Consider the following 14,467-nt stretch of genomic DNA (forward strand, 5'->3'; position numbering starts at 1 on the left):
TTGTAGAATAGGCCTCGTAGAATACCTTTGGGCACTTGCAACCGGAGTTAAAGATGCCGCAGCCACTCATAGCGGTCACAGATAGCAGAACCAATATCAAACTAAGCTTTCTTTTCATGATAATCAGATTTATGCAATAAAACATAGCTACACACTGCCATCATTACACCCAGCATATCACATACGAAATCCCAAGCTTCTGCGGATCGATAAGGAAAGAATTTCCATTGGATCACTTCAATTCCAACACCTATTGTAGCCGTTATCAATACAATATTGAAAACGCTCATAAACCTGAAGTCGTACCTCCCTTTGTCTAAGATTCTCCCAAAGAACAGGAGTACGGTCAGCACAAAGAAAAAACCTAAATGTACAAGCTTATCGAAGCCCTCAAAAAAAAAGCCTGGTCCGGAAGAAGCAGGCATTTTCATACAACAAAATATCAAAATAACAACAGACCAGGCAATGGCCCAACCTTGATACTTTAGTCTTCTAATTAATTTCATCTAATTAAGCGCCAACAAGTGCTTTATAAGCATCAGCGTCTAAAAGATCATCAACAGAAGAAAGATCTGTGATAGAAACCTTAACCATCCAGCCTTCTCCATATGGATCAGAATTCACAAGTTCAGGTGCATTGTTTAACGCGTCATTCACAGATAAAACCGTTGCAGTTACCGGCATAAAAAGGTCAGAAACAGTTTTAACGGCTTCAACAGTACCAAAAACATCATCCTTTGATATCTCTTCACCAACTGTATTAATGTCAATATAAACAATATCTCCTAACTCCCGCTGAGCAAAATCCGTAATACCGATAACGGCTTCATTGCCTTCAACCTTTACCCACTCGTGGTCCTTAGTATATTTTAGTTCTGATGGAAAATTCATTTCTTAGCTTTTGTTTAGCCAAAGGTAATTAATCTGAAGCTTTCTAGCAATCCTAATTCAGCGTAATCCTTAAACTGAATCCGAAATTACTAAATGAAGTGTTAAAAGTTTGCGAAGTATACGGTTTGGTAACGTTGGAGTCGTAAAACAGCCTGACATTGAAGCGTTGATTTAATATGTAATCCACACTTGGCCTTAAAGTAATGTTCTTCGCGCCAGATGATACTTCCGCTTCCGTGATATCGGCCCGGTAAATAACAGTTTTGTTGTCCCTTACAGCTACGTCCAGCTTAAAGTCCATGTTGTTGTCCATCTTCAGCTGACTAAACCAGCCAAATGGGAATCTGAACTTTGTGGTCCGATAGCCCACTCCAAATACCATATTGTTCTCAGAGAGCTGCGCCAACTGGCTGTTCGCGAGGCTCAGGCCCAGGAGTCTTGATCTTCCCACTTCGAAATTAGCCGTCAGGTTGCTCTTTAATCGGGTATCTATTCCAATCAGAGGAGAGAACTGTTCTGCAATAGTGACCTGGCTATACTGATAGTTGGGGAGGAAATTGTTACTCGGATCCCTTACACTGGATGCCCCGTTCGTCTCCTGATACCTGATCAACGAGTTGAAACCATTTACACTATATACCGAACGATAGGAATGTCTGATATCTATCGAACTAAATCTTGCCGATAAGAATGGAATCCTTGTAAGGCCTCTATAATTTAACCTCCAGTTGGGCAATGGGATTCTCGGTAATGTGCTCAGGCTGGAAGTACCCGCATCTTTGCTCGTGTATGCAGCCAGAAATGCGGAAACCAACACATCCTGCGCATTTTTATCATACCCGTCTGCGAAACCATCAACAAGCCCCCTTGAATTCGGATTTCCAGCTCCTAGCCGTCTTGAGATAATCTGTCTGTTCGCCATGAACTGACTATAAACATTCGACAATGTAGTTCCATTGTGATCAGAGAATGAAGTGCGTAGACTGATAAACGATACGCTATAGTCTCCGGTGGTATATGGACTTAAATTTTCAAAATCACGCGAGAAACTATCATATCTAAAGTTGGTGGAATAGTTCAATGTCCGGTTCTTGTTTGCGGTCAGCGTAATGCTCAAATCTCTTATCGGCTCGAGCAAACTGGTTAAGCTTAGATCTTCGCGCAGTGTATTAATATACAACTGAGATTGCAAAGTGTCATTCGTAATCCAGCCGTTGTTTAGTGCTAGACTTCTAATGTCACGCTGACTCCCCAAAACAAATCCCAGTCCGGGAGCACCAGCCACGTCATCCAGACCAAGGTAACTTGTCTGAGGTAAATACCCAGGTAAGAAGATCCCTTTTGTTTCTGTGTAGGCCCCGGCAATGTTTTTAACGCTCGTTAGCAGACCAACCAAAAACCCTGTTCCAGTTTGCTTTTCCGCAGCAGCGCCTGCTGCCTTTCTAACCAAGCCGAATTTGTTATACAGCCCAGTCAGGTTCAGACTTGGATTCACCTGGATCACTCTGGAATTCTGAATCGTATTGCCCAAATTGATCAAAGGATCTTTCAAAGTAGACAATGGTTCGGTTTGCCAGTTAAAGTTTGTGCCATACCGCGTAGTCACGTTCATCCAATCGAAACCTGGGATCTTATTAAAAGGTAGATTATAAGTCAGGTTAATATTATGAGAATAGTCTGTATTCCTGCCCAGGCGTTTAAGGTTCTGCCATAGCGTATCTCTTTTCATCCCCTCGATTCTTCCTTCTGGCTCATCAATAATTGAGTAGTTAGTGGCGTCAAAATCCAGGGTCATAGAGCGACTCAAATTCCAGGAAATACCGTAAACCCTGGTTACCAGAAAGTTCTTATTGTAAGTAGTATTGATTGGTATATAATTGTTTGGATCATTATTGCGAAGGCTGTTCTCTGAGTAGTAACGGTCAAGATCTACCCTGAAGTTTATAGCACTAGGCAATAAACTGAAATTGAAATCCTTTAATAACGCTAACTTGTTTGATTTGATGATCTTATTTAAAGGCTGGTAGTTTTTACTTTGTCCGGCGTAATTATACGCTAGGGAAGCCCTGTAGGTCTGTTGAATGTTATTTTGATTAATAAAATCCCGATGGGCAAACTTCGTGTAAGCATAGCTTGCATTCAAATTCTCTATATCCCAAACCCTGGCCGGCTTCTCCGTATTTATCCTTTCTTTTCTTACGTTGGTAAAACTGATGCTGTTTCTCGTTGTATAGTCCTGTGCATAGTTTAAGATCTCTTTCTTTTCTGCCTGGTTAGCTGCATTAAGTGCATTCTTCAGCTCGATATCTGGCGTGCGCGGATCGTACTGTGGCGTGCTGATCTGACTGGAATAGCTGACAAACATCGGGACCCTGATGCCAGACTTCTTAGGAAGAAACTTGCCCAGCTCCATGCTCGACGAAGCATCAAAGAAAACATTATCAGCACGATTTCTCTCACTAACACGCTTCTCCAGGGATCCAAATCCAATTGTAGACTTACTGGCCGAGACATTCACATCAGCAAAGTCTGCCAATTGCGCATTCATCCTCGCAGTAGCTGCCCAGCCTCCACGTTCGTCAAATTCAGTAAGTCTGAGTTCATTAAACCATACCTGTGCATTTTTATCAGCACCATCATCACGACCAGGGCTGGCAGCGTTTCTCAAGGGATTTTTTATCCCCAGCATATAAACCCGCACCTTACTCATATCGGGCTGACCTTTTATAACAACAGAATTACCATTCTCAACGTAATTGAAGGGGATATTGACTGGCCAGGGCTGTCCGTTAAGCATCGCTTTGTTACGGGCGAGTTTGGCATTTTGAAACAGCTCCAGTTTAATATCCATCTTATTCTGATCAGGCCAGATTGCATAGGGGTCACTGGTGCCAGGATTAGTAACTTTCAAAGGCAAGGTGTACTCGTAGTAATTATCCTGGTTATCAGTACCAATCCGGAAAAATGCGCTTACATCATTATCGTTAATAGGTGTATTGCCCAACGCCTCCAGGTGGATGTACATCTCCAGCCGTTTATAGGATCTAAAGTCATTTACCGCTGTCTTGAAAGCAGCCCTTCCATAACCATCTCTAAGGGAACGAATGTTGACTGATAGCGACTGCTCGTTCTGTCTCGTGTCTCCGCGATAATTGCTGAAATCCCGCTCCCTCTCAATGCCTGGAGGCACTACATAGGGTATAGGTGTACGTCTGCCGTTCTCTTCAATATTCACTGTGGCAATTTCTATGCTTGAATTGTCAGTCCCAACAGGCAATAAAGATTGGTCAACAATCACTTGAGCAGGGTCATTGTTAACATTATATTGTCGCCATTCCCCCCTTACCAGCTGTATCTTTCCAAATCGAAGAATAGAAGTATCAGCAAAATTAGTCATGAACATTCTGATAAAGCGGATCGATTTAAAATCCTGAATATTACCTACTTTTTGCTGGTACTGCGCCAAAGGTATTCTCAGTTGATACCAGGTTACTGGCTGAGTCGTTCCATTAGCCAATTTGACTTGCGAGGTGATTTTGTCCGTCACAAAATTTTGACCGATCATCAGATCTGCAGGCCGCATAGAAACTTTGTACTGATAATACTCATCACTTTGAGTCATGTTGTTGTCCCTGTTGATGTCTTCTCCGTCAGGCAAGGAAGTAGAGGCCGAATTCTCAACACCAAAATCTTCCTGCGATTGCTGTGGCGTTTTAGAATTACCTTCCGGACCGTTATACCGCTGGTATCTCTTTAAAATACCGGAGTTTGACCGATCCAATGCAGTGCTTCGGTAGTAAGAGTAGTCGTCAGAAGACGGGTCATTTTCCAGTGCTGCAGCCGCATCAGGATTGAGCTGAGACTTAATCTGATTGATCAAAGCCGCAAACTTAGTTTTCTCATCTGCGTTCGATAAACCGTCCAGACCTACATCTTGTACTCTTCTGGCGGCAGGATCATTATCAAAAGCCTGAACCACCGGTTGCAACTTTGGCACCCGGCCCCAGGTCGTTTCATCAAATTTCGTAGGATCTCCGTTTGCCGGCAACCCGTTTTCAAGGGATTTACGACCGTCTCTTAATATATCTTCAGAAATGTTTCCTAAATTAAAATACAGGTCCCCACCTGCAGAATTTGGCTTGTAAATATATGGGTCCATTACCCATAGTTCGATAAACTCAATGTTATTCGCTTCAAAGTCGTTCGTCTCCATCCTCCTGAACAATCCACCCCATCTCGATCGTGGGTTCGCGAGCATACCATTCTGACTAAAGCCATTGGGCGTAAAGTTATATGGTCCTCTTAGTGTAGGATAAAAGGCAAGATCCAAAGTTGGCAAAGTAACCGCTTGTCCGGTGCTCGTTTCTTTAAAAGGGAAGACCTCTTGTTCAATGATCTCTCTTACATAATGGTTCGACAACTCGCTTCTATTCCCCCTCAAACTTGCAGGCAGGTTGCTTGCAGATCTATTGTAAAATGTAGGATCGATGTTATAGAATGCAATTTGTGCTCTGTTATAACCGTAGGCCAGATCGTTAATGAGTTGAGACTCCGGAAACATTTGAGGTGTTCCAGAAAGTTGCCAGGCGATTGCACTTTTTAAATCAATAATAGAACGCGATGCTTCGAAATCGTCCAGATAACTCACACCACCTGTCGAGCCACCAATATCAAGCGCTTTAGGGTGACCAGGCACCAACTTCGCAAACTCGCTAGAAAAGGTGATCGTAGACGGAGCTTTGGTCGATAGAAAAGGCAACTTGTCTACCCACTTGGTTAAGAACCTCGACGCGGAGCTGTAGTTCAAATCCATCCCCCAAATGGTGTTAGAGATTGGTTCTTCGCCCAGGTTGACTTTCGGGGTCAGAGGCTTCTCTGAAAGACTCATGAAAGTTCCTCCCAGATTAAGTTTATTATTAACCTTGTAGTCCAGGCGTGTTCCGAAAAGCGACCGCTGTTGTAACCCAAAAAGTTCATTGCTTTCTGTAGATATCCGGATCGGCTGACCAGAAATCAACAGACCTGAATTTAATATTCTAACCCGACCGCCCTGATAATCGACGGTATAATCTACACCTTCCTGTAACGGTATTGTTCCTGAAAACACCTTCACAGAACCCTCAGGTACATTAATCGAGTTCAAACTAAACTCGGATGAAATATCAGACTGGTAATTACCTTTGATCACATATCTGTTTTGTCTGGTAAATAACTGTTGTGCAATTACCTTTGTGGAATCGTAGAGCGCAGGATAAGTATATTTATCTATAAATGGCTGCTCCGAGGGGAGAAACTGTGAAGCCAGATCAGCTCCGAAAGGCTCAAGTAAGGGAAATATTACCCTACCCGTGGCAGGATCAATAGTAATGTATCCGTTTTTTGTATTGGTTAACACCACAGCAGTCGAATTGCTGGTATTAGTTTGTCCGCCATTATTTGAAAATGAGGCCGCCCCGTTCCTGTTGTTATTCGCACTGAAGGGATCGTTATCCGTCTCAAAATCAAAGATTCCATCGGGTTTGAGTTCGTCCTGTTGATTTAAGCGATCCAGGCCCACGACTTGTAACCAAAGCTTATCCTTCAAAGGCTTGTTAAACTGATCCAGTTTAGCTCCTTCGGTGATCACTGGCCGATCGATGCCAGAACTTTCGTCTATCCTAAAAATATCCAGTTTAAAGTTCTGCGGACTAATTTGATAACCTCCAATGTTATAGATGTTTTTCATCATTAGATCCCAGGTAGGAAGATTGGTCTTAGTCGTCTCGTTCTTTAATAGCTTAGTAAAAAGCACTCTTGGAGCGGCCTGGTCAAAGGGGATATCCGTGGAGAACTCCCCTACTTGATATTCGACCCCATTGTAGGTGTAGCGATAGGCAACCGTCAATACTTCATCAGTATTTAAGGCATTGTTTAATGAGATGTATCCGAGCTTGGGATGGAATGTATACTCCCGGTCAGAGAGCTTCCTTGCGTAGGTAAGTTTCGCAAAGTTGTCTGTACCACCGCTCGCTTGAAAAAAAGAAATGACGTCGTTAGAATTTGTCTGCCTTGCTCCAGCGGGTATTCTCTCTAATAGGTTGTTGGACGCTCGCGGAAACAACGGGCTGGTGAAGCCGGAGGGTAAGCCCGAATAACCAGCCCCACTAAGTTGTGCGGTGTTGTATGGATTATTCTCTCCTAAATCGATAAACCCTAAGACATCCCTCGAGTCTTGTGTATTACCTGCTTTGTTGGTGATCCAAACTTCTATTTTAGTAATTATGATGCCTGATGTAATCGTAGGAGGGTTTGATAAAGCCCGGTTGTAGTTATTCCTGAAGTATTGAGCCAAAAAATAATGCTTATTGGCCTCATAATTATCAGCACCTATTCGGAACTCGTTTTGCTGTGCACCATTATTTATTTGAATCTCCCGCGACTGCGACTTCTGTTGCGTAAAAACAGTATTCACATTAAGCTTTCCAAACTGAAGCTGGGTTTTAATCCCAAACAAAGCTTGTGTTCCAGTGATCAGGGTAGTATTTAAAGGCAGACTAACGTTACCAGCTTCTATCTTTTTAATGATGTCATCTTCACCCCCGGTATAATCAAGCTTTACCTGGTTCTCAAAATCGAATTGAGCCTCGGTATTATAGTTCATATTGATCTTAAGCTTGGTACCAATGTTACCAATAACGTCCATCTGGATTCTTTGATTGAAGTCAAAGTTACCCTGAACACGCTGACGCTCATTAAACAGCGGGTTCTCATTCTTGTTAACTCGTCCTAGAAAGGTAAGCTCTGCTTCTCCCCTGGGCTGAATGTCAATAGTTGTTCCACCAAAAAGACGCTCGAATGCTTTACTGTTAACCCTTAAACTTGGTATGATCCCGGTTCTTCTAACCTCCTCTACTTCCTGATTAGAAAGTGTTCGCCAGTTCTCCCTTTTGATTTCACTATTAACCAATCGTTGATACTCCTCAATACTGAGGTACTGCGGAAACGCAATTTGTCTGCCGCCAACCAGCTGACGAATCACATATCTCTTGTTGACCGCATCAAACTCAATTTCTCGCGTAACATTGGATGGTAGCGGACTAAACGAATTTGTTAAAGGCTTGATCCCTAAACGCTGTTTTTCTCTTAAACTGAAGTTATTGGTGGTTGTATCAGTGGTCTTACCCGGAGCTGTAACTTGTGAAAAAGCATTTTGTACCTGGAAGCAGACGATTAAGAGAAGAATAAGCGTTAGAAGTTTCTTCAAAGTCTATCAGTTTATAAGTTCTTCAAGGCTAATTTTATCATTTGCTCAACAGACAATTCCGTACCACCAGTTTTGACAGCGTTATCAAGCGCTTTCTCGGAAGCTGGCTTAGCAAAGCCAAGCATCATTAAAGCAGATAGTGCCTCTTCCTTGACCGTATTATTCAGTGGAGCTGACATCAGTGATCCAGATCCTTCTTTCTTCAACTTATCTTGTAATTCCAGTACAAGCCTTTGTGCAGACTTAGCGCCAATACCTTTTATGCGTTGTATGAGGGTCAAATCGGCATTAACAATGGCTGTTTGTATCTCATTAGGTGTGATAGAAGACAACATCATTCTGGCGGTATTTGCTCCAATCCCTGATACGGAGATCAGATGAAGGAAAAGCCTCCTCTCTCCTTCATCTGCAAACCCATATAAGGTATGTCCATCTTCTTTAACATGCAGCCAGGTGTAGATCTTACACCTTTCAGCATCGGCAAGTATACTGTACGTATTTAATGATATGTTAAGGTGATAGCCCACTCCACCAGCTTCAACAACGATGTAAGCAGGGCATTTGAACGTTAGCTTACCATCAATATATTCGTACATTTTTGTTTATTTCTTAACTATTTTCTTTAATGGTCCGCTCCCTTTTAAAAGCGCTTCCTGTTCCTTGCCCTGTACGTCCAGCACCGCAATGGTTACCATATTTACAATCTCTCTGACAGAACTTCCCAACTGCACAATGTGAACAGGTTTTTTCAAGCCCAATAAAATAGGTCCTACAGCTTCAGCTTCTCCCAGCTCTTGTAAAAGCTTATAAGCGATATTTCCCGATTCTAAATTAGGGAAAATTAATGTATTTGCTGGAGCACCAACCAGACGACTAAACGGAAAATTATCCTTTAATAGATCCGCGTTAATCGCAAAGTTTCCTTGCATTTCTCCATCAACCACAATATCAGGATGCTTCTCATGAAGGATCTTTACCGCTTTTCTTACCTTTTCAGGAATAATGCCCACGTTAGAGCCAAAATTAGAATAGGAAAGCAACGCTATACGGGGATTGATGTTGAATTTACTTACCGCACGCTCCAGCAATAAAGTCAGATCTACCAATTCCTCCGCTGTTGGATCCACATTCACAGTGGTGTCTCCAAAGAATACAGGACCTTTCTTAGTCATCATCATGTACATACCTGCCACACGATTTACGCCTTCTTCGGTTCCTATAACTTGTAGCGCCGGTTTAATGGTGGTCGCATAATCTTTAGTCAAACCGGAGATCATTGCGTCTGCTTCACCAAATTCTACCATTGAAGCACCAAAGTAGTTTCTATCACGCAATAATTTTGTCGCCTCCAATGAAGTGATGCCTCTTCGTTGCCTTTTCTTGAATAGCGACTTGGCATATCTGCTTGTCCGTTCTAACTCTTCAAAAGGATCAATGATTTCTACACCATCAAGTTCAAGAGCGTTATCTTCAATGATGCGTTTGATTACTGCTTTATTGCCCAATAAGATAGGAATCGCGATATTCTCGTCTTTAACGATCTGAGCAGCTTTTAGTATCTTGTAATTGTCTGCCTCGGCAAAAACTACACATTTAGGATCTGATTTAGCCTTGTTGGTAATCGCGCGCATAATCGCATCATCACCACCTAATCTTCCTTTTAATTCTTCTTCATAAGCGTCCCAATCAGTAATGATCTTCCGCGCAACACCTGAATCAATTGCTGCCTTCGCGACAGCAGTAGATACATTTGTCATTAAACGAATATCCATTGGCTTTGGAATAATATATTCCCTGCCAAACTTAATGTTCTTCTCATTGTAAGCCATGTTCACAGCTTCAGGAACAGATTTTTTAGCCAATTCAGCAATAGCCTTTACAGCGGCAACTTTCATCTCTTCGTTGATTGCTGTCGCTCTTACATCTAATGCTCCCCTGAAAATATAAGGAAAACCAAGAACGTTGTTCACCTGGTTTGGATAATCAGAACGACCGGTAGCCATAATGATATCTTTACGGGCACTGATTGCCAACTCGTATGCGATCTCCGGATTAGGATTCGCCATAGCAAATACGATAGGATTCTTAGCCATAGACTTCAACATATCCTGAGTAACACAATCTGCTGATGACAACCCAATAAATACGTCTGAGTCTACCATCGCCTCTTCCAAGGTATTCAGTTCTCTTGAAGTAGCAAACTCAGCTTTGATGTCGTCCAGGTTCGGACGTGTAGCTCTGATCACTCCTGATCTGTCGCACATCACAATATTTTCTTTTTTAGCACCTAAGAAAACGTACAACCTCGTACACGAGATTGCCGCCGCACCTGCGCCATTCACTACTATCTTAATCTTATCAAGTTTCTTCTTTTGTAATTCACAGGCATTTAACAAAGCTGCTGCAGAAATAATAGCCGTTCCATGCTGGTCATCGTGCATCACTGGAATGTTCATCTCTTCCTTTAAGCGACGCTCAATCTCAAAACATTCCGGCGCCTTGATATCTTCCAAATTCACTCCGCCGAAAGTCGGCTCTAACGCCTTAACGATCTTAACAAAGTCATCTACATTCTTTGTGTCCAATTCCAAATCAAACACATCAATATCAGCAAATATCTTAAACAACAGACCTTTACCTTCCATCACAGGCTTCCCTGCTTCAGGACCTATGTCTCCAAGGCCCAATACTGCACTTCCGTTACTAATAACAGCTACAAGATTGCCTTTTGCAGTATATTTATAAACATCTTCTTTGTTTTCAGCTATCCTTAAACAAGGTTCAGCTACACCTGGTGAATAGGCTAGAGCAAGATCTCTCTGCGAGTTCGTTGGTTTCGTTGGGATAACCTGAATCTTTCCCGGGCGGCCTTGAGAGTGGTAGTCTAACGCGTCTTGCTTTCTGTTAATTTTACTCATAAAGTGGTCAATTGTAAGGCCAAAGTTACAATTCTTTTATCGACGCTTAAAATAAAAAAAGAGAACCTGGCTACAGCATTATAAACTACAGAACTCGATACTGACCAAGATGATTAGCCACGTAATGGCCTCGAAGCACCCTTTTCGTCAGACGAATTATAGACCTTCAGTTTTTGACCAGGCACAATACCTGAGCCTTTTAGCTTATTCCAAACCTTAAGATCCTGAACCTCTACATGATACTTGTTAGCGATTACACCAAGGCTCTGCCCAGATGAAACTTTATGGTAAAAAAACAGGCTTTTGGCCTTGGCTTTAGCTTTTGAAGTCTTGAAACTATCATTAGCAGCCAGGACGACTTCCATTTCAGGGGCCTGACCTTCTTTATTCAGCACATCGTATAACGAAGCAAAATCTGCAAGGCTGACTTTAGGCAGAATGATCCTTTTAGGAAGCGCTACGGAACCGTTAACGATCTTCTTTTTATAGGAGGGATTTAGCCCAAATAATTCATTCTCGTCTAAGTTCATCGCAATGGCAACCGTTGCAAGAGAAATTACGCGGTTGACCTGAATGGTATCTGTGTTTTTAAGAAAAGCAGATCTTTGTGAAGTGATCTGATGTTTATCAGGGCAACTCATTACATAAATCGCAGCTATAAAAGCTGGAACATAGTTTCTTGTTTCTGTCGGCAGAAAACGTCTGATCTCCCAAAAATCTCTTGAATCAGCCTTTGCCATAGCCCGCTTTACACTACCCATTCCGCAGTTATACGCGGCAATAGCCAATACCCAGTCGCCAAGTTCTTCATATGCATCCCTAAAGTATGCAGCCGCGGCATAGCTGGCTTGAATAGGATCTTTACGCTCATCAACATAATTATCAATATGCAATCCATATCCTTTTGCAGTGCCAAACATAAATTGCCACAAGCCAGTAGCACCAACACGTGAAACCGCATGGGGGTTCATGGAAGACTCTATAATTGGAAGGTATTTGATTTCATTTGGAATATTATAGCTCTGCAGGGCCTTTTCAAAGATTGGAAAATAGTATTCCGATAGGCCGAGCATCTTGCCCATCATGTCTTTTCTAACGCTATAAACGTCAATGTACTTTTGTACAAACTCGTTATAAGCGAGAGGTACTGTCTTCTGAATCGAGTCCAGCCTCGTTTTATAACTGAAGTTATAATTAACAAACTGCGGAACTTCAGAAATCAGAGGCAGTGCGGTGGTATCAGTAATCACTAATGGGAATTGTTGTGCAGCTACAGGAAAGGCACTGAAAGCTAAAATGCAATACGATAAGAAATGTACTTTTATTTTCATAGGCATTTAAAATTCTTTTAAAAAGGCATAGGACAGTGAAAAAAGTTCTTCCTCACCGAAGTGCTTGGCCATCAATTGCATACTTAACGGCAAACCGTTATCATTATTGCCTAGAGGTATAGCTATCGCTGGGATTCCTGTTAGAGAGGCCAACACCGTATAAATGTCCGCGAGATACATCACTAGCGGATCAGACATATTCTCTCCGATCGTAAAAGCCGGCGTAGGTGCAACTGGCGTAATGATTACATCATAGTCAGACAGCATCGCTTCAATTCTTTCTCTGATGAGACGCCTCACCTGCTGCGCTTTGGCATAGTAAGCGTCGTAATACCCTGCGCTTAACACAAAGGTGCCCAAGAGAATCCTTTTCTTAACTTCCTCACCAAAACCCTCAGCACGTGACTTCTTATACAATTCATTCAGATTGGTAGCGTCTGTATTACGGTGACCGTAATGCACGCCGTCATAACGTGACAAATTGGAGGAAGCTTCAGCTGTAGTAAGTACATAATACGCAGGCACCAGATAGTCCAGCAAATCAAAAGAAACGAAATCTACACTATGTCCATCTTTTTTAAAAGACTCAATGGCTTCTAAGACCGACGACTTAACTTCCGGATCTAATGCATCGCTTTCCAGCGTCTCCTTCAACACAGCTATCCTTTTCTTCGAAGTCTCTTTTAAGCCAGCAGAATACTGGGGAACAGTCCTCCTGGATACCGTACTGTCGTACTCGTCAGCTCCGGCCAATACTTCCATCAGTAAAGCTGCATCACTTACCGAAGAAGTGATGGTTCCCACCTGATCAAAGGAAGAGGCATAAGCAATAACCCCATATCTGGAAATTCTTCCATAAGTAGGCTTTAATCCTATACAGCCGCAAAAAGCAGCCGGTTGCCTTACAGAGCCCCCAGTATCGGTTCCTAAAGCAGAAAGACATAAATCAGCCTGCACTGCTACTGCAGAACCTCCTGATGAACCCCCGGAAACTTTAGTTTGATCAGCGGCATTCTTTACCGGACCATAGTATGAAGTCTCATTAGATCCGCCCATTGCAAACTCGTCACAATTAAGTCGCCCGATAATAACGGCATCTTCCTTTATAAGTCTCTCGGTAACTGTCGCTGAGTAAGGAGATATAAAACCCTCCAGCATTTTGGAGGAAGCAGTGACCTGATGATCCTTATAACAAATATTGTCTTTTAAGCCAATGACCATACCTGCCAGCTTACCAGCCGTACCATTATCGATCTTAACCTGGACTTCCTTTGCCTGCTCCGTCGCAGAAAGAAAAAACACCTCATTGAAAGCATTGAGGTGTTCATGTTCTTCTATTTGCTTAAAATAGTAGTCTAATAAGTCAGGCAGCGTAAGAGTTTTCTGCCCGATAAGCGTTTGTATCTCTCTAAGGGAGTTATACTTCTTCAAATTCAAGGATACAATAGTTTAAAATGTAATCATGAAAACCTACAGCGGTTTGTTTGCATCAGTACGCTTGCGTTCTAATGGGTCATTTTCATCGATACCATCTTTACCATCTTTAAATTCTTTGATGCCTTTACCAAGGCCTTTCATCAATTCAGGGATTTTTCTACCACCGAAAAGCAAAAGCACAATTACAAGAATAACCGCGATTTCCATGCCACCTAACATGGCTAATATTGTTGTGTTTAACATGATATTTTAGTTAAAGGTTAGTTTTATCAGTTTCAATTCTACTGTTCTCTGTTGGAGCATTCTGAGCAATTGCTTCGCTTTTTTCGAAACTGATGCCTCCCTTTGCAGGTGCAGCGGTCTCACTTATTGTTGGCTCAGTCGGATGGTATCTGCTGGAGGTATTGTTATCATTCATGATAGAATCCACTTCATCAACGATGCCAGACGAGTTTATATTCCTGTGAATTTCTCTTTTTACACCCTCAGAGGCATCCTTAAAATCCCGTATTCCTTTACCCAGTCCTCTTGCAAGTTCCGGCAGCTTTTTACCCCCGAATAACAAGAGTACCGCTACCAAGATGAGCATGATCTCACCTCCGCCCATGTTCAGGAATTCAACTAATGTTCCACTATACATCGCTTGT

General features: G+C 42.4%; 9 protein-coding genes. All 9 read right to left on the reverse strand.

Annotation, left to right across the window (positions count from 1 at the left end; genetic code table 11):
• Positions 1-101 precede the first annotated feature (101 nt).
• On the reverse strand, positions 102-506 hold the full coding sequence (locus WKF66_RS18870) for a VanZ family protein (protein WP_489676044.1): 405 nt from the start codon (positions 504-506) through the stop codon (positions 102-104).
• Between the two features lie 4 nt (positions 507-510).
• Positions 511-891, reverse strand: coding sequence for a glycine cleavage system protein GcvH (gcvH, locus tag WKF66_RS18875; protein WP_489676045.1), 381 nt, complete (start codon positions 889-891; stop codon positions 511-513).
• 52 nt (positions 892-943) lie between these two features.
• Positions 944-8,134 carry a T9SS outer membrane translocon Sov/SprA gene (gene sov, locus WKF66_RS18880; RefSeq protein WP_489676046.1) on the reverse strand — a complete coding sequence of 2,397 codons (7,191 nt, stop codon included), beginning with the start codon at positions 8,132-8,134 and terminating at the stop codon, positions 944-946.
• A gap of 11 nt (positions 8,135-8,145) precedes the next feature.
• Positions 8,146-8,730, reverse strand: coding sequence for a Holliday junction branch migration protein RuvA (gene ruvA / locus WKF66_RS18885; RefSeq protein WP_489676047.1), 585 nt, complete (start codon positions 8,728-8,730; stop codon positions 8,146-8,148).
• Between the two features lie 6 nt (positions 8,731-8,736).
• Positions 8,737-11,052 (reverse strand): NADP-dependent malic enzyme, encoded by a 2,316-nt coding sequence (locus WKF66_RS18890; protein ID WP_489676048.1) that lies wholly within the window; start codon positions 11,050-11,052, stop codon positions 8,737-8,739.
• Positions 11,053-11,165: 113 nt separating this feature from the next.
• Positions 11,166-12,383 carry a lytic transglycosylase domain-containing protein gene (locus tag WKF66_RS18895; RefSeq protein WP_489676049.1) on the reverse strand — a complete coding sequence of 406 codons (1,218 nt, stop codon included), beginning with the start codon at positions 12,381-12,383 and terminating at the stop codon, positions 11,166-11,168.
• 6 nt (positions 12,384-12,389) lie between these two features.
• Positions 12,390-13,820 (reverse strand): Asp-tRNA(Asn)/Glu-tRNA(Gln) amidotransferase subunit GatA, encoded by a 1,431-nt coding sequence (gene gatA, locus WKF66_RS18900; protein ID WP_489676050.1) that lies wholly within the window; start codon positions 13,818-13,820, stop codon positions 12,390-12,392.
• Positions 13,821-13,853: 33 nt separating this feature from the next.
• Positions 13,854-14,063, reverse strand: a complete 210-nt coding sequence (locus WKF66_RS18905; protein WP_489676051.1) for a Sec-independent protein translocase subunit TatA/TatB — start codon at positions 14,061-14,063, stop codon at positions 13,854-13,856.
• Between the two features lie 10 nt (positions 14,064-14,073).
• The gene (locus tag WKF66_RS18910) at positions 14,074-14,460 is read right to left on the reverse strand and encodes a Sec-independent protein translocase subunit TatA/TatB (RefSeq protein ID WP_489676052.1); all 387 of its coding nucleotides are present in this window, start codon (positions 14,458-14,460) and stop codon (positions 14,074-14,076) included.
• Between the last annotated feature and the right edge of the window lie 7 nt (positions 14,461-14,467).

It is taken from the genome of Pedobacter sp., from assembly GCF_037719805.1.
Classification (GTDB): Bacteria; Bacteroidota; Bacteroidia; order Sphingobacteriales; family Sphingobacteriaceae; genus Pedobacter.

Coding starts and splice junctions, on each gene's coding strand:
- WKF66_RS18870 (WP_489676044.1), bottom strand. CDS start 506: ATGAAATTAATTAGAAGACTAAAGTATCAAGGTTGGGCCATTGCCTGG.
- gcvH (WP_489676045.1), bottom strand. CDS start 891: ATGAATTTTCCATCAGAACTAAAATATACTAAGGACCACGAGTGGGTA.
- ruvA (WP_489676047.1), bottom strand. CDS start 8,730: ATGTACGAATATATTGATGGTAAGCTAACGTTCAAATGCCCTGCTTAC.
- WKF66_RS18890 (WP_489676048.1), bottom strand. CDS start 11,052: ATGAGTAAAATTAACAGAAAGCAAGACGCGTTAGACTACCACTCTCAA.
- WKF66_RS18895 (WP_489676049.1), bottom strand. CDS start 12,383: ATGAAAATAAAAGTACATTTCTTATCGTATTGCATTTTAGCTTTCAGT.
- WKF66_RS18905 (WP_489676051.1), bottom strand. CDS start 14,063: ATGTTAAACACAACAATATTAGCCATGTTAGGTGGCATGGAAATCGCG.
- WKF66_RS18910 (WP_489676052.1), bottom strand. CDS start 14,460: ATGTATAGTGGAACATTAGTTGAATTCCTGAACATGGGCGGAGGTGAG.